The sequence below is a fragment of the Testudinibacter aquarius genome (assembly GCF_004342725.1).
GTDB lineage: Bacteria > Pseudomonadota > Gammaproteobacteria > Enterobacterales > Pasteurellaceae > Chelonobacter > Chelonobacter aquarius.
In genome coordinates this window covers 21,956-41,419 of sequence record NZ_SMCP01000003.1, presented here as the reverse complement: position 1 = coordinate 41,419, position 19,464 = coordinate 21,956, and the positions used below count along the sequence as shown (strand labels likewise).

The window sequence follows — 19,464 nt, the reverse complement described above, 5'->3', positions numbered from 1 at the left end:
AAAGCGCTATTTCAGATTAGTCGGTAAATGGTAAATTTCTCCGCCTTTTTGTTTAAACTGCTGTGACATTTCGGCTAAGCCCGCTTGCTGTTCGCTTGACAGGTTTGCGGCATAATCGCGCACTTCCTGCGAGATTTTCATAGAACAGAATTTCGGCCCGCACATCGAGCAGAAATGGGCGACTTTGCCGGATTCTTGCGGCAAGGTTTCGTCGTGGTAGGCTTGTGCGGTTTCCGGATCGAGCGATAGGTTGAATTGATCCTGCCAGCGGAATTCAAAACGGGCTTTCGACATCGCATTATCCCGAATTTGCGCCGCCGGATGACCTTTGGCGAGATCGGCGGCGTGGGCGGCGATTTTATAGGTGATCAACCCTTGTTTGACATCGTCTTTGTCCGGCAAGCCCAAATGCTCTTTCGGCGTGACGTAGCACAACATGGCACAGCCGAACCAGCCGATCAGAGCGGCGCCGATACCGGAGGTGAAATGGTCGTAGCCCGGCGCAATATCGGTGGTGAGCGGTCCGAGCGTGTAAAACGGCGCTTGGTGGCAGTGTTCCAGCTCTTCGGTCATATTGCGCTGGATCATCTGCATCGGAATATGTCCGGGTCCTTCGATCATCACTTGCACATCATATTGCCAAGCGATTTTGGTCAGTTCGCCCAAGGTATAGAGTTCGGCAAACTGCGCTTCGTCGTTGGCGTCTTGAATAGAGCCGGGGCGAAGCCCGTCGCCGAGCGAAAGCGCCACATCATAGGAGGCGCAAATTTCACAAATATCACGAAAATGGCTATATAAAAAATTCTCTTGGTGGTGTGACAAACACCACTTTGCCATAATCGATCCGCCGCGCGACACAATACCGGTCAGACGTTTGGCGGTCATCGGCACATAGCGTAGCAGCGTGCCGGCGTGAATGGTGAAGTAATCCACACCTTGTTCCGCTTGTTCGATCAGCGTGTCTTTAAACACGTCCCAGTTTAGATTTTCGGCAATGCCTTTCACTTTTTCTAGCGCTTGATAGAGCGGTACCGTGCCGATCGGCACCGGACTGTTGCGCAGAATCCATTCGCGGGTTTCGTGGATATTGCGACCGGTCGAAAGATCCATCACCGTATCTGCCCCCCAACGGGTCGCCCACACCAGCTTTTCGACCTCCTCTTCAATCGAAGACGTGACTGCCGAATTGCCGATATTGGCATTCACTTTCACCAAAAAATTGCGCCCGATAATCATCGGTTCGGATTCGGGGTGATTGATATTACACGGAATAATCGCCCGTCCCGCCGCCACTTCCTGCCGCACAAATTCCGGTGTGATAACGGCGGGCAGGTCGGCGCCGAAGGTTTGACCCGAGTGTTGTTGCAACAATACCGCACTTTGAACCCGTGCGCGTCCCATATTTTCGCGAATGGCGATAAATTCCATTTCAGGCGTGATGATGCCTTGACGGGCATAATGCAGCTGGGTCACGGTTTTGCCTGTCTGCGCCCGACGGGCAGGGCGTTGCAGTTGGAAGCGCAATTCGTCCAGCGCCTTGTCCTGTAAACGGGCTTGAGTGTAGTCGGAACTGACCGCACTTAGCACTTCGGTGTCTTGCCGCTCCGCAATCCATTGCTCACGCAATGCCTTGATTCCCTGTGCGATATTGATCGTTTGCGTTTCATCGCCGTACACGCCGGAGGTGTCGTACACCGGAATCGCGTCGTTCGGTTCGTATTGCGGATGGTTTTTATCGCCGCCGATCAAGGTCGGGCTGAGCTGGATTTCACGCATCGGCACTTGTATATCGGCGCGCGAGCCTTGCAGATAAATACGTTTTGAGCCGGGGTAGTGCGCCCCTTTCAGCGTGTTGATAAATTGTTGTGCCGCCGCCCGTTTTTGGCGGCGGCTGTTTGTTTCGGTATAAATAGTGGTGTCAGACATTGGCAAATTCCTTTTATAGTCGGTAAAAATAACCAAGAAATGCTTGTCCAGAGTGAAGAAAAAGGGTGGAAGTCAGGTAAACGGCAATTGTCGCATGTGAAACAGCAACAAAGTGCGGTTTAGCGATCAGAGAAAATCATCGGTTTGAAAAATAAGGTGATGATTGACTTGTTCCCTTCGCAGGTCTTAACCCGAGCAGGTTCCACGGATCCCGATTTACGGTCTCAGCCAATCATGATTGGCACTCCGACAAGAGAGGCGAGTATAAGCAAGATAACCGGCGGCGACAAGCGGCAAAAGCGGAAAATGTGATTTGGGTAAAGTTTTAAGGAGAATGAAAAAACAGCAAAGTACGGTTCCTGAGCTGCACCCCAAAAGCTAGATTACAAAACTAAACGATTGAGGTGCGGATTTTTATGATCAAAGATAACCAAACGTTTGAACAACAAGTTGTTTGCTGTTGCTGGGTTTAAGCCGATTCGGCGTCGTCATTCGATGGCCAAGCATTAACCACCGCTTTAACCAATGTCGCCAACGGAATGGCAAAAAATACGCCCCAGAAGCCCCACAAACCACCAAAGATCAACACGGCTAGGATGATGATTAACGGGTGTAGATTCACTGCTTCGGAGAACAGAATCGGGACCAGCAGGTTGCCGTCCAGAATCTGAATGATGATGTAACCCAACATCAGATACCAGAAGGTTGGAGTGATACCAAACTGTACCAATGCGACCAGCATAATCGGAATGGTGATTAACACTGCACCAACATAAGGCACCAACACCGATAAACCGACACCGAATGCCAACAGTAGCGGATAGCGCAAATCGAAAAACAGCAACAGCACGTAGGTGATGGCGCCGACAACAATAATCTCGAGAAATTTGCCACGAATGTAGTTGGAGATTTGGGTTTGCATCTCACGCCAGACTTGCGAAGCCAAAGTGCGGTTGCGTGGCATAAAACGTAGCACACCTTCAATCAAGACTTGTTTGTCTTTTACTAAAAAGAACACCATCAACGGGACTAAAAAAGCATAAATCCCAATGGTCACTAAACTGAGCAACGAAGACAGTGAGTAACGCAGTGCCGATTCACCGAATGCCAATAGTTTGGTGCGTAGATTGCTGAACAGCGAATCGAGCATCGGGTAGTCGATCAGCCCCGGATAATGTTCCGGCAAAGTCAGCAGCCAATGATGCAACTGATTGATCATCGTCGGTAAATCCTGGGCTAAGGAGATGGTTTGCGTCCATAAACGCGGCAGCAGTACCACCAGAATAAAGATAATGCTGGCTGCAAACAACAGTAACGAAATGCTGACAGAAACCGGGCGCGGTAATTTGAGTTTGTTTGATAAAAGCCTGATCGGCGCTTCAAGCAAATAAGCCAAGACGAGCGCAATCAACAGTGGCGCGATAATATCGCTGAAAAAATAGATGGCGACAAAGATGAAAAGAAGAATGGCAAACAACCCCAGCGCTTGCGGGTCACTAAAACGCCGTCTGTACCATTTTTGAAACATTTCCCACATAAATTGCTTTCCTGTTTGATTTGATTTTTTATCGTTAGGGCTAATCGGTTGACTATATTGTTCAATTAAATGCGATTTTTTGATTATAACAAGTTATTGACTTTATGAAAGATTAAAACTAGTTTGGATCAACAATTTATTACATTTGCGAGGTGAGCATGAGCATTAAGATTTTACACAATCCACGTTGTTCCAAAAGTCGTGAGACATTGGCATTTTTAGAGAATCAAGGGCAGGAAATCGAGATTGAACTGTATTTACAAAAAGCATATTCCTTGGCGGAATTACAACAGTTGGCACAGCAGCTCGGTGTAGCGGACGTGCGTGAAATGATGCGGGTTAATGATGAGCTGTACCGCACATTGGGCTTGGCAAATACCGAGTTGAGTCAAACAGAGTTGTTGCAAGCCATAGTTGAGAATCCGGCGTTGCTGGAGCGCCCGATTGTGATAAACGGCGATCAAGCTAGAATTGCACGACCGTTAGAACAGATTTTAGCGATTTTATAACTGTAGACAGTGCTTCACAAAAGGAATGGTGAGTTTGCGTTGCGCTTGCAATGAGGCTTGATCGAGTTTTTGCAGTGTATCGAACAGGCTCTTACTGTCGCGTTCAAGGCGTTTTAACAAAAACAACCCGACTTCGTCCGGCAGTTCCAAACCGCGTTGATAAGCACGTTGTTGCAGGGCTGTTAATTTTTGCTGCTCGTTCAGTGGTTGCAGTTTATGGATTTCACCCCAACTCAAGCGGGAACGCAGATCATTGAGTTGTATCGGCAGATGGCGCGGCGATTGGTTAGCACTTAAGATTAGAATCGTTTTACCCTGTTCTTTAATTCGATTATACAAATCAAAAAGTGCGGTTTCCCATTTGAGTTGCCCGCAGATGGCTTGCAGATCGTCGATGCAGACCAGATCTTGGGTTTCCAGATTGTCTAGAACGTCCGGAGAAAAGAGGCTCGTTTGTTCCAGCGGGATAAAACTGGCATGACCGCCGTGATCAAACAGCAAATGACAACAGGCTTTTAGCAGATGGCTTTTGCCGCAACCGGATTCGCCGTAGAGGTAAAAAAATTGTTGTTGACGTTGTTGCAGCGCATGAGACAGCGAGTCCAACAGCAGCGGATTATTGGCGCCATAGAAATTTTGCAGCGTCAAATCGTCTGCTTGTTGAATGGGTAAGGTCAGTTGGATTGCTGAAGTCAAAACATTACCTGCTGTCATTGCTGTCCGTCATCTTATCGCTATGGCAAGCGGCGCAAACAGGTTACGCCGCCATTGATGTCATTTTAGTTGATGGTGTCTTCTTTGGTTTTTGGCAACACCAAATTCATAATAACTGCCACGATAGCACACAAACTGATACCTTTTAAAGAAACTTCCCCAACATTCAACATCATGCCGCCGATGCCGAAGGTCAGCACCACCGAGATGATGCACAGATTTCTGGGTTCAGACACATTGACTTGTGCTTTAATCAGGGTACTCATGCCGACCACTGCAATTGAACCGAAGACTAACATCATAATTCCGCCCATCACAACAGTCGGGATCGTTGCCAAAAAGGCGCCGACTTTGCCACAAAATGAAATTGCGATTGCCCAACATGCCGCCCAAGTCATGATTTTTGGGTTGAAATTACGGGTCAGCATCACTGCACCAGTCACTTCAGCATAAGTGGTGTTGGGTGGTCCCCCCAAGAAAGACGCCGCAGAGGTTGCAATCCCGTCACCAAGCAAAGTGCGGTGCAGCCCCGGTTGTTTCAGAAAGTCTTTGCCTGTGACCGAGCTGATCGCCATAATTCCGCCGACATGTTCAATGGCCGGAGCGATAGCGATAGGCAACAAATATAAAATGGCTTCAAGCTTGAATTCCGGTGTGGTGAAGGTCGGCACACTAAACCAAGCGGCATGCTGAATTGGGGTGAAATCAACCAAACCTAAACACAGTGCCAAGATATAACCGACGGTAATGCCCAGCATAATCGGAATCAATTTCATCAACCCTTTGGCGAACACCGCCACCACCAACGTAGTGATCAAAGTTACCATTGATACCAGGATTGCTTGTTGATATGAATAAAGCTGTGAACCGTCACCGCCTTTGCCAATCGCCATATTCACCGCCAGTGGCGCTAATCCCATGCCGATAATAATGATAATTGGACCAACAACCACGGGTGGAAAGACCCGTTGTAAAATTCCGGCACCTTTGAGTTTGACTAAGCCGCTCAGTGCAATATACACCAGACCGGCGAACATCAAGCCGCCCATGGTGACTGAAAGCCCCCAAGTAGCGATGCCGTATTGCATCGGCGCAATAAAAGCAAAAGAAGAAGCGAGGAAAATAGGCACTTGGCGTCGTGTGCAGAGTTGGAACAGCAACGTGCCGATGCCAGCGGTTAAAAGTGCGGTATTGCTGTCTAATCCCACAATTAACGGTACTAAAACTAAGGCGCCGAAGGCGACAAATAACATTTGCAGCCCGACAAATGCTTGTTTTGGCAGGCTCTGAGCCGGCATTTCATCGCCATGCGGAAGGGTATTTTGCATGATGGGTTCCTCGTGCTAAAGTCATCATAAAGTGCGGTTCAGACGATTATTTTGTGCCGAAAATTTTATCTCCCGCATCACCTAATCCCGGAATAATATAACCTTGTTCATTTAAATGATCGTCCACTGAAGCAGTATAAAGTTCGACATCAGGGTGGGCTTTCTCCAAGGCGGCAATCCCTTCCGGCGCAGCGACCAGCACTAATACCTTAATCTGCTGGCAGCCTTTTTGTTTCAACAAGTCAATTGTCGCGACCATGGAACCGCCTGTTGCCAACATCGGATCGACCACAATTGCCAACCGCTCTTCCAGATCACCTGCCAGTTTTTGAAAATACGGCACCGGTTCCAATGTCTCTTCGTTACGATACATCCCAACCACACTGATTCTCGCACTTGGAATATGCTCCAACACACCGTCCATCATGCCTAATCCGGCGCGTAAAATAGGCACTACGGTCACTTTTTTACCTTTGATACGCTCTACTTCCACCGGGCCGTTCCAACCGTCGATAATCACATTTTCGGTTTCTAAATCTGCTGTGGCTTCATAGGTTAATAGACTGCCGACTTCGGTTGCCAATTCACGAAAATCTTTGGTGTTGATTTCTGCGGCACGCATCAGGCCTAATTTATGTTTAATAAGAGGATGTTTCACTTGGACAAGTTTCATTTTGGGCTCCTTGAAGTTAGATCCGATAAATTTTAATAGATAGAGCGCCGAATTAACAGTTTTTTATGTGTTGAGAGCAAACATCAATCAGCGCTAAATTAGCTATCGCCAAAAAATAGGCAGGCATGCTACAATTATGACCGTTTACAAGCGTGAAATGCGACTACCGAACGCTGCTGAATATGCCTTTTGTGATCAATTTAAACAGGAATGTATCGTGAAAAAAAACTCATTAAGTTATAAAGATGCCGGTGTGGATATTAATGCGGGCAATGACTTGGTTGGCAGAATCAAAGAGGATGTAAAGCGTACTCGTCGTCCGGAAGTGATGGGGGGGCTTGGTGGTTTTGGTGCATTGTGTGCGATTCCGAGCAAATATAAAGAACCGATTTTGGTTTCCGGCACCGACGGGGTCGGTACCAAATTGCGTTTGGCGATTGATCTGCATAAACACGATACCATTGGCATCGATTTGGTGGCGATGTGCGTCAACGATTTAGTGGTGCAGGGCGCAGAACCGCTGTTCTTTCTTGATTATTATGCGACCGGCAAGCTGGATGTTGATGTAGCGGCGGATGTGATTAAAGGCATTGCCGACGGCTGTGAACAGTCCGGTTGTGCGTTGGTCGGTGGTGAAACGGCGGAAATGCCGGGCATGTATCATCAAGGCGATTACGACTTGGCAGGATTCTGTGTTGGTGTGGTGGAAAAAGAAGAAATTATTGACGCCAGTAAGGTGAAAGTCGGTGATAGCTTGATTGCTTTAGCATCAAGCGGACCGCACTCTAATGGTTATTCCCTGATTCGCAAAGTGTTAGAAGTCAGTGGCGCTGACGCTGCGACTGAATTACTTGATGGCAAACCGTTGGCGGAACACCTGTTGGCGCCGACGAAGATTTATGTCAAATCGGTCTTACAACTGATTAAGCACGTTGACGTGCATGCTATTTCTCATTTAACCGGCGGTGGCTTCTGGGAAAATATTCCGCGTGTGTTACCGGCACACGTCAAAGCCAACATTCAAGAAAGTAGCTGGCAGTGGCCAGCCGTATTTAACTGGTTGCAACAGCAAGGCAATATCGAGCGGCATGAAATGTACCGTACGTTTAACTGTGGGGTGGGCATGGTAATTGCGCTGCCACAAAAAGATGTGGAAACCGCACTTGCGTTGTTGCGGCAAGCTGGAGAAAAAGTCTGGGTGATCGGTCAAATCGAAGCATTAGTCGGTGATGAAACGGCACAAGTGGTGATGTCGGCATGAGGCAGGGCGACATGATCAGAATTGCAGTTTTGATTTCCGGTGAAGGCAGTAATTTACAGGCATTGATCGATGCTTGTGCTAGCGGCAGAATTAAGGGTAACATCGTTAGCGTAGTCAGCAATAACGCACAAGCATACGGTTTACAGCGGGCGCAGCAGGCCGGCATCGAACACCGCACTTTTTTACGCAAAACCTATACCGATAATCAAAGTATGGACATGGCGGTTGCCGATTATTTGCAGCAGCAACAGGTCGATTTGGTGGTGCTGGCGGGTTATATGAAAATTTTGACACCGCTTTTTATTCAGCGTTTCAACGGCAAAATTTTGAATATTCACCCATCGCTGTTGCCAAAATATCCGGGATTGAACACCTACCAGCGCGCTATTGATGCAGGGGATGGCGAACACGGCACCACGGTGCATTTTGTCAATGAAGAGGTGGATGCCGGTGCAATCGTATTGCAAGCGAAAGTGCCGGTTTTTGCCGATGACAGCCTCGATGAGGTTATTGAACGGGTGAAAGCGCAGGAAGTGCGGATTTATCCGTTAGTGGTCGCATGGTTTGCGCAAGGACGGCTGCAATTACGTGATGAAAAAGCCTATCTTGATGGGCAACAGTTAGCAACAAATGGCTATGCGGCAGATTAATTGTGCAAAGTTGCAGCAGTTTTTCGGTATTTGCTGAAGAATTGAGCGATTGTGGCGGATTATCTGAGGAAATTGGAATTTTTTTGCAAAACTAAACTCTAAGCATATATCTTGCTTTTAGGTTTTAATTAAAACAAACGGAAGTATCAATGAAACTAACTTGTATTAATCGTAAATTTATTTCTAGTTTGGCATTATTGTTCACGATATTGATGCCCCTGCAGGCTAGTGCGGCGGAAAAAGTCGTTGCTACGGTGAATGGTTACCCAATTCTGGCTAGTCAGGTTAAAAAAGAGTTGGGTAGAAAAGCCGATAATGCCGCGAATCGTCAAAAAGCCTTGGACGGGATTATCGATGATATTCTGGTGCAGCAGGCTATTCAGGAATCCGGCGTTCGAATCAGCAGTGCACAGGTCGATAAAGTCTTTCAAAGTGTTGCCGACAGCAATGGCCTGACTTGGGGGCAACTGCTCGACGTACTGGATTATCAGGGCGTGAATTATCATGAATACCGTAATCAAATTGCGCACCAATTGTTGATGAACGAAGTTCGTCAGCAAAATATCGGTAAAAGCATTGATGTCACTCGTGAGCAAGTAGAAGCGTTGGGTAGTGATTTGCAAAAACAGGCGGAAAAGCGTGGCGCTGTGAAAAAACATACCGCGCCGGAATATCGGGTGCGTCACATTTTGTTAAAAACCAATCCGATTCTGACTGATGCCAAAGCGAAAGCGGAATTAAGCAAAATTCGTGCCGATATTTTGGCGAAGAAAACCAGCTTTGAAGCAGCAGCAAAAGCCAATTCCAAAGACTATCTCTCCGGTGACAAAGGCGGCGATTTGGGTTTTGCTTTCCCGGAAAATTATGTACCGGAATTTGCCAAAATGGTGAGAACCAGCAAAATTGGTACGATCACGCAACCGTTTAAAACGGAATTTGGCTGGCATATTTTACAAGTCACAGATACTCGCAAAGGTGATAAAACCGATGATTTCTATCGCCAAAAAGCCTATGAACAGATTGTCAACAAGCAGGCTCAAGCAGAATCCAAAAACTGGGTCAGCGGGCTGCGCAAACGTGCCCAGATTAAGATATTGAATTAAGCTGACCGCACTTTAGGGCAAAAGAAATCAAGAGAAAATCCCGCACTTAGCGGGATTTTTGTTTTATACTTAATCATAATTTTCTTATTCAACAGACAAACGATTTATGAACTCAAAAAAACATTTAGGCCATACCGCCCGTAAGCGCTTCGGGCAGAATTTTTTGCATGATCAACAAGTGATCCAAGGGATTGTTGCAGCGATTTATCCGCAAAGCGATCAATACTTAGTGGAAATTGGGCCCGGTTTAGGCGCCTTGACCGAACCGGTGGCTGAACAGGTGGATCAGTTAACCGTAATCGAGCTGGATCGCGATCTGGCCGAACGCTTACGCCATCACCCGTTTTTACACCAAAAACTGACTGTGATCGAACAAGATGCGATGCAAGTCGATTTCCGCCAGCTGTGTGAACAAGCGGGGCAGAAAGTGCGGGTGTTCGGTAATTTACCTTACAATATCTCCACCCCGCTGATGTTTCACCTATTTAACTACTACGACAGCATTCAAGATATGCACTTTATGTTGCAAAAAGAGGTGGTGAAGCGACTGTGTGCTGGTCCGAACAGCAAAGCCTACGGACGGCTGACCATCATGGCGCAGTATTTTTGCCAAGTGATGCCGGTGTTGGAAGTGCCGCCGAGCGCCTTTAAACCGGCACCGAAAGTGGATTCGGCGGTGGTGCGTTTGATTCCGCACGTCACGCTACCGCATCCGGTAAAAGATCTGTATTGGCTCAACCGTGTCTGTAGCCAAGCCTTTAATCAACGCCGTAAAACTTTGCGCAATGCGCTTGCTACTCTTTTCAGCAGTGAGCAGTTGACCGCACTTGGGGTGGATCAAAATGCGCGAGCCGAGAATTTGTCAATTGCAGATTATGCCCATTTGGCCAATTGGCTAACCGATAATCCACCGCAAGTGGAATCTGCACCAATCAGCAACGAAAACCAATAGGCGGAAGGCAATGGCAACTTATATCGTCGGCGATTTGCAGGGGTGTTTTGACGAACTGCAACTGCTGTTAGACAAAGTGCGGTTTGATCCGCAACAGGACGAGCTGTGGCTGGTCGGTGATTTGGTGGCGCGCGGCGATAAATCATTGGAGTGCTTGCGTTTTGTTAAAGCGTTGGGTGACAGCGCTAAAACGGTATTGGGCAATCATGACCTTCATTTAATTGCCACCGCACTTGGCTTGAAATCTATTAAGAAAAGAGATCGGGTTGAGGCGATTTTTGCCGCCGATGATTTCGTAGAACTGATTGACTGGTTGCGGCATCAACCGTTGCTGCGGCAACATCCGAAGCATGGATTTATCATGTGCCATGCAGGAATTAGCCCGGATTGGAGTTTGCGCCGTGCCAAAAAATGTGCGGCGGAAGTGGAAGCGGTGCTGCAACAGGGCGACTACCGCACGTTGATCAAGGAGATGTATGGCGAACAACCGGATCGCTGGAGCAAACAGCTCAAAGGCATTGAACGGCTACGCTATATTATCAACGTGTTTACCCGTATGCGTTTCTGCTATGCCGATCACCGCTTGGATTTTGCCTGCAAAACCAGGTTAGCCGACGCACCGTCGGATTTATTTCCGTGGTATAAACTGGATAACGCCACCTATCAACAACAGCCGATTCTGTTCGGGCATTGGGCAAGCTTGGTCGGAGAGCCGATGCCACAGGGGATTTATGCGCTGGATTCCGGCTGCGTGTGGGGCAACTATATGACCATGCTACGCTGGGAAGATCAGCAGTTTTTCTATCAAAGAGCAGTGAAAAATTACCAGTAATTTTAGGGGCTGTAAGCAATGGCAAAATAGCTCTTGTTTTTTTAGTTTAAACCTCGTATCTTTCCAAGGTTCATTTTGCTAAATGAATATCTCAAAATGCTAAATCCATTTTAGCAACCTTTCAAAATCTGGAGAGAAATATGAAACAACTGTTTGCAAGTTTTGCGACGGGTTTTACGGCGTTAAGTGTATTACTTAACCCGACAACGTTGTTTGCCAACACCACCTTCAAAATTAGTGCTATTCCTGATTATAACGCCACTGAAATGACCCGTTCATTTGACAGCTTTGCGGATTATTTAAGCAAAGAAACCGGGCTTGAAGTGCAGTATGTCCCTGTCACGGATTATGCAGCGGTGGTGACGGCGTTTCGTCGTGGAGAAATTGATTTAGTCTGGTTCGGCGGTTTAACCGGCGTGCAGGCTCGTGCGCGAGTAGCAGGTTCTGAAGCTATCGCACAACGTCCGCAAGATGAAAAATTCCAATCGGTGTTTATTAAACAAACCGCACTTGAAAATGTGAAAGACATCAAGGATGTGAAAGGTCACACTTTAGCTTTCGGCAGCGAAAGTTCCACATCCGGCCACTTAATGCCACGTTTCTTTTTAACTGAAGCGGGAGTTAATCCGGAAAAAGATTTAGACGCCCAACCGACTTACAGCGGTTCACATGATAAAACTTATGGTTTAGTGGAAGCAGGCAGCGTTCAAATCGGTGCGGTGAATAAGCAGTATTGGGACAAAATGGTGAAAGAGGGCAAAGTAGACAGCAGCAAAGTGGCGTTATTCTACACCACGCCTGAATACTACGATTACAACTGGACCATCAATTTAGTCGATAAAAAATTCGGTGAAGGCACCAAACAAAAAGTGAAAGCGGCATTATTAAAAGCCGATAGCGCAAGTTCTGAGGTGATGAATTTACTTTCTGCGGAGAAATTTATCGCAACCAATAACGACAACTACAACGACATTGAGAAAGTGGCGAAAGAATTAAAGTTAATTAAATAATATTCGCTCGGGTAATGGCATAGCGAGAATATGCCATTACCCTTTTCTCATAGGATTGTTTATGTCGTCATCTCTTCTTTCCCTGCACGATGTGTCTAAACGCTTTAATCAAAAAACGGTGCTAGACCAAATTTCGCTTAATGTTCAGGCCGGTGAAATTATTGCTTTAGTGGGGCCAAGCGGTTCGGGTAAGTCCACCTTAATGAATGCGATTATGCGTTCCGTTGAACTCTCGAGCGGTGCAATATTCATTGAGCATAAAAATATTCAAGATTATCGCAATAACAAAACATACGCACAGAAAGTCGGTATGTTACATCAGCAATACGACTTAGTGAAACAACTGGAAGTGGTGCATAATGTGTTAGCCGGGCGGTTAAATCATTGGGGGTTATGGCAATCTTTACTCTCGCTGATTAAACCGCAACAACGCCATATTGCCGAACAAGCACTAAGTGCGGTGGGATTGGCGGAAAAAATCAATCAACCCACCGCGGAATTATCCGGTGGTGAACAGCAACGTGTCGCTATCGCCCGTTTATTGGTGCAAAACCCGATGTTGATTTTAGCCGATGAGCCGGTTTCCGCCCTTGATCCGGCGAATGCGCAAAATGTGTTGGCACTTTTAACCAAATTGGTGCGTGAACAACATAAAACCCTGATTGCCAGTATGCATTCGGTGGAATATGCCAAAGCCTATTTTGACCGCATGATTGGGATTAAAGACGGCAAAATCGTCTTTGATCTGCAAACCAATCAAGTCAGCCAACAGCAACTTAATGCACTATACGGATTAGTAAAAACGGATTAGTACAAGATGAAAGCCTCACTGAATGAACGGCGTAATTTCTTAACGCTGATTCTATTGCTGACATTTTTGTTCAGCCTATTTGCCATTGATAATGAAAAAGGCATCGTGCATTCCGGCGGTTGGGCAACATTGCAACGGCTATTTTCCAGCTTGCTTCAGCTTGATTTGTCTGTTGCATTATTAACATTAGCATTCAAATCCAGCCTGCTCACCTTTGCCTATGCTTTATTGACGCTCTCCTTGGCATTAATTGGCGGATTTTTCTTAGCGATTTTTGCTTCAGGGGTATTCATTCCCTCAACCGTTTTGCAGGCGGTAGCAAGAGCCATTCTCGGGTTTTTACGCGCGATTCACGAACTGATTTGGGCATGGTTTTTTGTCGCCGCGGTGGGCTTAAACCCAATCGGTGCGGTATTTGCGTTGGCAATTCCGTATTCCGGCTATCTGGGCAAAATTTTTGCCGATACCTTGCAAGCTGTGCCGCATAAACCCATCGCCGCATTAAAACAAGCAGGTGCAACACCGCTGCAATTATTGTTCTACGGCTACTTACCGCAAGCCTTGCCGATGATGCTAAGTTACACCATGTACCGCCTAGAATGTGCCATTCGTTCCTCTTCCGTGCTGTCGTTTGTGGGCTTGGGCGGAATCGGCATGCAAATTCAGCTTTCCCTGCAAGATTTAAGATACGATCAAGTCTGGACTTTTTTGATTTTCTTAGTTGGTTTAATTGTGTTGATTGATCGCTGGAGCTATGCGGTGAGAAAGAGAGTGAAATAATGGATAAATTATCACAACATGTTGATCGCTATTTTATCAGGTATTCTTTTTGGGCAGTATTCGGCTTAATTGTGTGGTCTTGGCTGTATATTTTAAAAGATCAGCCTAATGCGTTATTTGATCTCTTTCGTGCAGAAAACGGGGATTATTTAGTGGAATTTATCGAAGGTATGTTAGGCGTGGGCGAAGAAACGCCGGCTTATCTTGATGCTGAAATGTGGCAAAAAGCGTTAGTGCTGACTTGGGAAACCTTTGTGATGAGCATTTTAGCCACAGGCATTGCCGCGATTTCTATGTTTATTTTCGTGTTGCCTTCCGCGCGCAATGTGGCACAGGGGAAATTGGGTTTCCAAGCCCATTGGTATCACAAAGTCGCCTATCATATTAGCCGTTTTTTCTTTCTGTTTAGCCGTGCCGTTCCCGAATTGATGTGGGCGATGATTTTAGTCTTTATTTTCAAAGCGGGCATTGTGCCCGGCGCTCTTGCACTTGCCATTCATAACTTCGGCGTATTAGGTAAATTATGTGGCGAAGTCATCGAAGACATGGACGAAAAGCCAATTCGTCATTTAGCCCAAAATGGGGCTTCAGCGCTACAAATTTTGTTTTACGGCATTTATCCTAGCGTTATGCCGAGCTTTTTAAATTATATTTTATACCGTATGGAAAATATTATTCGTGCTACATTAATTGTGGGTTTTGTCGGGGCAAGCGGATTGGGTATGCAATTTAAGTTAGCCATGAGCTTTTTCCATTATTCCGAAATCACGCTGTATTTGCTGTGCTATCTGTTGCTAGTCTATGCCACCGATTTCTTATCGGCTTGGGCTAAGCGTTATCTTGCGGCGAAAGAGTAGGGTGTTAAAATTTGTTTATAATTTGAGCTGTTACAGCGTTTTTTTCTCTGCTGTTCCTGCGCTGTTTTGCAGCTACCAAGCGTAATAAATTCTGTTATTCTGCGCCATTCTAGGCTATGCTATATCCCATTTTCTATTTAACCGCAAAAGTGCGGTTTTTTGTGTTGATAAAAGGTAATTTCGCTATGCAAGAGCAATATCGTCCGGATCAGATTGAACCGAAAGTGCAGAATTATTGGTTGGATAACAAAGTATTCGCCGCCAAAATTGATTTAAGCAAACAAAAATACTACTGCCTCTCGATGTTTCCGTATCCGTCCGGTCGTCTGCACATGGGGCATGTGCGCAACTATACCATCGGTGATGTGGTGGCGCGCTATCAGCGCATGAACGGCAAAAATGTGTTGCAGCCGATCGGCTGGGATGCCTTTGGGATGCCGGCGGAAAATGCGGCAATTAAAAACAAAACCGCCCCTGCGCCGTGGACCTATGAAAATATTGCTTACATGAAACAGCAGCTGAAAATGCTGGGCTTCGGTTACGACTGGGATCGCGAATTGACCACCTGTAAACCGGAATACTACAAATGGGAACAGTGGTTCTTCACCGAATTATATAAAAAAGGGTTGGTGTATAAGAAAACCTCGGTGGTCAACTGGTGTCCGAACGATGAAACCGTGTTGGCGAACGAGCAAGTGGATGAAGGGCGTTGCTGGCGTTGCGACACGCCGGTGGTGCAAAAAGAGATTCCACAATGGTTCGTCAAAATCACTGATTACGCCGAGCAGTTGTTGCAAGGCTTAGATGGTTTGCCGCAATGGCCGGATCAAGTGAAAAGCATGCAACGCAACTGGATCGGGCGTTCCGAAGGGGTGGAAATCACCTTCAAGGTTGCCGACAGCGATGACACTGTGGCGGTTTATACCACCCGCCCGGATACCTTCTTTGGCGTGTCCTATTTGGCGGTGGCAGCTGCGCATCCGTTGGCGGAAAAAGCGGCGTTGAATAATCCTGAATTGGCAGCGTTTATTGCCGACAGCAAAAATGCCAAAGTGGCGGAGGCCGATCTGGCAACCATGGAAAAGAAAGGCATGGCAACCGGCTTGGAAGTGATTCATCCGCTGAGCGGCGAAAAAGTGCCGGTGTGGGTGGCGAATTTCGTGTTGATGCACTATGGCACCGGGGCAGTGATGGCGGTGCCGGCGCACGATCAGCGTGACTATGAATTTGCGCAAAAATACCAGTTGCCGATTAAAGCCGTGATTCGTTCGACTGGTGTTGAGCAAGCGGATATCAGCCAAGCGGCTTTTGTCGAACCGGGTATTTTGTTTAACTCCGGCAAATTTGACGGCTTGGATTTTGAACAAGCCTTCAATGAGATTGCCGATGAACTGGAAAGTTTGCAGGTGGGCAAACGCCAAGTGAATTACCGCTTACGCGATTGGGGCGTTTCACGTCAGCGTTATTGGGGGGCGCCGATTCCGATGTTGACGCTGGAAAACGGTGATGTGGTGCCAGTACCAATGGAAGATTTGCCGGTGATTTTGCCGGAAGACGTGGTGATGGACGGAGTACAAAGCCCGATCAAAGCCGATCCAAATTGGGCGAAAACCACCTTTAACGGACAGCCAGCATTGCGTGAAACCGACACTTTCGACACCTTTATGGAATCGTCTTGGTACTATGCGCGTTATACTTGTCCGCAATATCAAAACGGTATGCTGGACAGCGAAGAGGCCAATTACTGGCTGCCGGTCGATCAATATATCGGTGGTATCGAGCACGCCACCATGCACTTGTTATACTTCCGTTTTTACCATAAATTGCTGCGTGATGCAGGCTTGTTGCAATCGGATGAGCCGGTCAATAAATTACTATGCCAAGGCATGGTGTTGGCGGATGCTTACTACTATATTTCCGACAGCAACGAGCGGATTTGGGTATCGCCGACCGAGGTTAGCGTTGAGCGAGATGAAAAAGGGCGAATCACCAAAGCGGTGGATAAACACGGGCATGAGTTGGTGCATACCGGCATGACCAAAATGTCTAAATCGAAAAACAACGGTATTGATCCGCAAGAAATGGTGGAGAAATACGGTGCCGACACGGTGCGGCTGTTTATGATGTTCGCCTCGCCGGCAGAAATGACCTTAGAATGGCAAGAAGCCAGTGTGGAAGGGGCAAACCGTTTCTTGCGTCGCTTGTGGAATTTGGTATTTGAATATCGGAAAAATCCGGCAACGGCGGCACTGGATCTGTCCGCATTAAGTGCGGATCAAAAATCGCTGCGCCGTGATCTACATAAAACCATTGCCAAAGTCAGCGATGATGTCGGTCGCCGCCAAACCTTTAACACCGCAATTGCAGCGATTATGGAGTTGATGAACAAATTGACCCGCGCGCCATTAGACGGCGAGCAAGACCGTGCGGTGATGGCGGAAGCCTTAAGTGCGGTGGTCAGAATGCTGTATCCGATCACACCACATATCTGTTTTACACTGTGGCACGAATTGGGCAACAGCGATACGATTGACTTTGCACCGTGGGTGCAGGCGGATGCTGAGGCGATGATTGACGATGAAAAACTGATCGTGGTGCAGGTGAACGGCAAAGTGCGTGGTAAATTGACCGTTGCTGCCGATGCGGCGGAAGACACGATTAAACAGACCGCACTGGCTGATGACAATGTCGCACGTCATTTAGACGGTTTGAATATTGTCAAAGTGATTTATGTGCCGGGCAAACTGTTGAGTTTTGTAGCAAAATAATCAGTAACTTTGACCGCACTTTATGCTGTCCAAGATTAAAGTTAAAGTGCGGTTTCTCATTCAGATGAGGATTGAAATGATGTTGAAAAAAAATGCTTGGGTTTTGTTGTGCACGTTGCTGCTGTTGAGTGGCTGTGGCTTTCATTTTGCCAATCAAGGTGGAATTGAGCCGGCATTTCAAACCATGAAATTGCAGAGCAGCGATCCTTACGGCTATTTGAGTCGGGAGGTACGCAATCAGCTACACCTACATCAAGTGCAACTGGTGGAGCAAGGTGAAGTGCCTGAGCTGAGAGTGAAAAACAGCCAAATTAGTTCCGCTGTAGTTTCGGTATTTAAGCAGGGACGGGAAGCAGAGAAACTGCTGACTTTGAATTTGTCTGCCAGTTTATACGTTCCGGGACGTGGTGAATTTCCAATCAACATCAGAAATACCCGTACTTTCTTTGATGATTCCCGTGCTGCGTTAGCTAAATCAGCTGAACAGGACGCAATTTATAACGACATGCGCGCGCAAGCTGCCCGTCAGTTGATGATTAAAATCATCAGCTTGCAAAATCAGCTGGCGGTAAAATAAGCATAATGAAGGTTGGCAGGCGGTGAAAAGAGTAACAGCGGCGCAGCTGGCAACCGCACTTCAGCAACAGGTGGCTTGCTGTTACCTGTTGCAGGGGCAGGATTGGTTGTTGCTGGACGAATCGCGCCAAGCAATTAAAGCGGCAGCGAAAACTCAGCAGTTTGATGAGGTTTTACCGCTTGCAATTGATAATGCCACAGATTGGGACGCACTGTATCAAGCCTGTCAATCGCGCGGGCTTTTTTCTGACAAACTCTTGATTATATTGCTGCTGCCAGACAACATCAGTCAAGCGTTGCAGAAAAAACTGCTGCACTTAATCGGTCTGTTGCACTCCGATATTTTATTGCTGCTGCAAATTCCTCGTTTCAATTTGCAAATTGAAAAACAGACCTGGTTTGTGGCGCTGAACGAATATGCAGCACAGCAGGCAACAGGTGCGGTGTTGGTTAATTGTCAAACGCCCAGTCTTGAACAGCTTCCTGCTTGGCTGCAACAACGAGCAAAAATCTTAGAGCTGAGCATTGAGCAAGAAGCGCTGCAACTGCTGTGTTACAGTTATGAAAGCAATCTACTGGCGCTAAAACAGATTTTGAATTTATTGAAACTGCTGTATCCCGACGGCAAATTGAGCTACCTCAGAGTCAAAGCCTGTGTGGAGCAAGCCTCGCTGTTTACCCCTTATCAGTGGCTGGATGCGCTGTTGGAAGGTAAAACTAAAAGAGCGGTACGGATTTTACATTCGTTGCAAAATGAAGAAGTTCAACCGCTGATTTTGCTGCGTAGTGCACAAAAAGAGCTGACCACTATTTTACAGCTATGTGCCAACGACAGTGCGGTTGACAGCAGTCAACCTTTGCCAACTCAACAATTGCGCCAACAATTTGACCGTTTACGGATTTGGCAGAATCGTCGGGTACTGTTTACCCAAGCAATCCGGCGCATGCGCTATGTTGATTTGTACCGATTATTGCAGAAACTGGCGGAGATCGAACGCCAACTCAAACGTGACTTTGATGCGGATGTTTGGCCGCAGTTACAAGATTTCAGCCTATTATTCTGTAAGTATTAGGGGCTGTAGCTCAAAATATAAACAAAGAACAACAGTCCCTAAACGACTAATCGGCTGACCGCACTTTTACCATAAATTTACATTTAATTTGACAAATCTCCTCT

At 46.9% G+C, this 19,464-nt stretch carries 18 protein-coding genes and 1 riboswitch; of the genes, 13 read left to right on the top strand and 5 right to left on the bottom strand.

All coding sequences use genetic code 11. The features are described from left to right. Nucleotides 1-6 precede the first annotated feature (6 nt). Together thiC and EDC16_RS03660 are read right to left on the bottom strand one after the other, a co-directional pair. Nucleotides 7-1,926 carry a phosphomethylpyrimidine synthase ThiC gene (thiC, locus tag EDC16_RS03665; protein WP_132965531.1) on the bottom strand — a complete coding sequence of 640 codons (1,920 nt, stop codon included), beginning with the start codon at nucleotides 1,924-1,926 and terminating at the stop codon, nucleotides 7-9. A 155-nt stretch (nucleotides 1,927-2,081) separates the two neighbouring features. Further along, nucleotides 2,082-2,185, bottom strand: a riboswitch (TPP riboswitch). A 210-nt stretch (nucleotides 2,186-2,395) separates the two neighbouring features. Beyond that, nucleotides 2,396-3,463 (bottom strand): AI-2E family transporter, encoded by a 1,068-nt coding sequence (locus tag EDC16_RS03660; protein ID WP_132965529.1) that lies wholly within the window; start codon nucleotides 3,461-3,463, stop codon nucleotides 2,396-2,398. Nucleotides 3,464-3,621: 158 nt separating this feature from the next. Here EDC16_RS03660 and arsC point away from each other — a divergent pair, with 158 nt between their 5' ends. Then, nucleotides 3,622-3,972 (top strand): arsenate reductase (glutaredoxin), encoded by a 351-nt coding sequence (gene arsC, locus EDC16_RS03655; RefSeq protein ID WP_132965527.1) that lies wholly within the window; start codon nucleotides 3,622-3,624, stop codon nucleotides 3,970-3,972. Here the strand turns inward: arsC and hda are convergent. From hda to upp, 3 genes are all read right to left on the bottom strand, one after another. Further along, nucleotides 3,967-4,686, bottom strand: a complete 720-nt coding sequence (gene hda / locus EDC16_RS03650; RefSeq protein ID WP_132965525.1) for a DnaA inactivator Hda — start codon at nucleotides 4,684-4,686, stop codon at nucleotides 3,967-3,969. The two genes, arsC and hda, sit on opposite strands and share 6 nt — an antisense overlap. A 65-nt stretch (nucleotides 4,687-4,751) precedes the next feature. Further along, on the bottom strand, nucleotides 4,752-6,014 hold the full coding sequence (locus EDC16_RS03645) for a uracil-xanthine permease family protein (RefSeq protein WP_176551973.1): 1,263 nt from the start codon (nucleotides 6,012-6,014) through the stop codon (nucleotides 4,752-4,754). Between the two features lie 46 nt (nucleotides 6,015-6,060). After that, entirely contained in the window at nucleotides 6,061-6,687 is a 627-nt protein-coding gene (gene upp, locus EDC16_RS03640; protein ID WP_132965523.1) for a uracil phosphoribosyltransferase, read from the bottom strand. A gap of 217 nt (nucleotides 6,688-6,904) precedes the next feature. Between upp and purM the strand changes: the two genes are divergently transcribed. From purM to holA, 12 genes are all read left to right on the top strand, one after another. Beyond that, on the top strand, nucleotides 6,905-7,948 hold the full coding sequence (gene purM, locus EDC16_RS03635; RefSeq protein ID WP_232517300.1) for a phosphoribosylformylglycinamidine cyclo-ligase: 1,044 nt from the start codon (nucleotides 6,905-6,907) through the stop codon (nucleotides 7,946-7,948). An 11-nt stretch (nucleotides 7,949-7,959) separates the two neighbouring features. Further along, nucleotides 7,960-8,598, top strand: a complete 639-nt coding sequence (gene purN / locus EDC16_RS03630) for a phosphoribosylglycinamide formyltransferase (RefSeq protein ID WP_132965521.1) — start codon at nucleotides 7,960-7,962, stop codon at nucleotides 8,596-8,598. A gap of 149 nt (nucleotides 8,599-8,747) precedes the next feature. After that, nucleotides 8,748-9,701, top strand: a complete 954-nt coding sequence (locus tag EDC16_RS03625; RefSeq protein WP_132965519.1) for a peptidylprolyl isomerase — start codon at nucleotides 8,748-8,750, stop codon at nucleotides 9,699-9,701. Between the two features lie 106 nt (nucleotides 9,702-9,807). After that, complete coding sequence (rsmA, locus tag EDC16_RS03620) at nucleotides 9,808-10,653, top strand: 16S rRNA (adenine(1518)-N(6)/adenine(1519)-N(6))-dimethyltransferase RsmA (RefSeq protein WP_132965517.1); 846 nt, start codon at nucleotides 9,808-9,810, stop codon at nucleotides 10,651-10,653. 10 nt (nucleotides 10,654-10,663) lie between these two features. Continuing rightward, nucleotides 10,664-11,485, top strand: a complete 822-nt coding sequence (apaH, locus tag EDC16_RS03615) for a bis(5'-nucleosyl)-tetraphosphatase (symmetrical) ApaH (protein ID WP_132965515.1) — start codon at nucleotides 10,664-10,666, stop codon at nucleotides 11,483-11,485. A gap of 140 nt (nucleotides 11,486-11,625) precedes the next feature. Continuing rightward, the gene (locus EDC16_RS03610; RefSeq protein WP_132965513.1) at nucleotides 11,626-12,495 is read left to right on the top strand and encodes a putative selenate ABC transporter substrate-binding protein; all 870 of its coding nucleotides are present in this window, start codon (nucleotides 11,626-11,628) and stop codon (nucleotides 12,493-12,495) included. Nucleotides 12,496-12,556: 61 nt separating this feature from the next. Next, the gene (locus EDC16_RS03605; RefSeq protein WP_132965511.1) at nucleotides 12,557-13,306 is read left to right on the top strand and encodes a phosphonate ABC transporter ATP-binding protein; all 750 of its coding nucleotides are present in this window, start codon (nucleotides 12,557-12,559) and stop codon (nucleotides 13,304-13,306) included. Nucleotides 13,307-13,312: 6 nt separating this feature from the next. Then, on the top strand, nucleotides 13,313-14,086 hold the full coding sequence (locus tag EDC16_RS03600; protein ID WP_132965508.1) for a PhnE/PtxC family ABC transporter permease: 774 nt from the start codon (nucleotides 13,313-13,315) through the stop codon (nucleotides 14,084-14,086). After that, on the top strand, nucleotides 14,086-14,943 hold the full coding sequence (locus EDC16_RS03595; protein WP_132965506.1) for a PhnE/PtxC family ABC transporter permease: 858 nt from the start codon (nucleotides 14,086-14,088) through the stop codon (nucleotides 14,941-14,943). Before EDC16_RS03600 ends, EDC16_RS03595 begins: the two co-directional genes overlap by 1 nt. Nucleotides 14,944-15,128: 185 nt before the next feature. Continuing rightward, the gene (gene leuS, locus EDC16_RS03590; RefSeq protein WP_132965504.1) at nucleotides 15,129-17,711 is read left to right on the top strand and encodes a leucine--tRNA ligase; all 2,583 of its coding nucleotides are present in this window, start codon (nucleotides 15,129-15,131) and stop codon (nucleotides 17,709-17,711) included. A gap of 79 nt (nucleotides 17,712-17,790) precedes the next feature. Further along, nucleotides 17,791-18,288, top strand: coding sequence for an LPS assembly lipoprotein LptE (gene lptE / locus EDC16_RS03585; RefSeq protein WP_132965971.1), 498 nt, complete (start codon nucleotides 17,791-17,793; stop codon nucleotides 18,286-18,288). A gap of 22 nt (nucleotides 18,289-18,310) precedes the next feature. Further along, nucleotides 18,311-19,360, top strand: coding sequence for a DNA polymerase III subunit delta (gene holA, locus EDC16_RS03580; RefSeq protein ID WP_132965502.1), 1,050 nt, complete (start codon nucleotides 18,311-18,313; stop codon nucleotides 19,358-19,360). Nucleotides 19,361-19,464 lie beyond the last annotated feature (104 nt).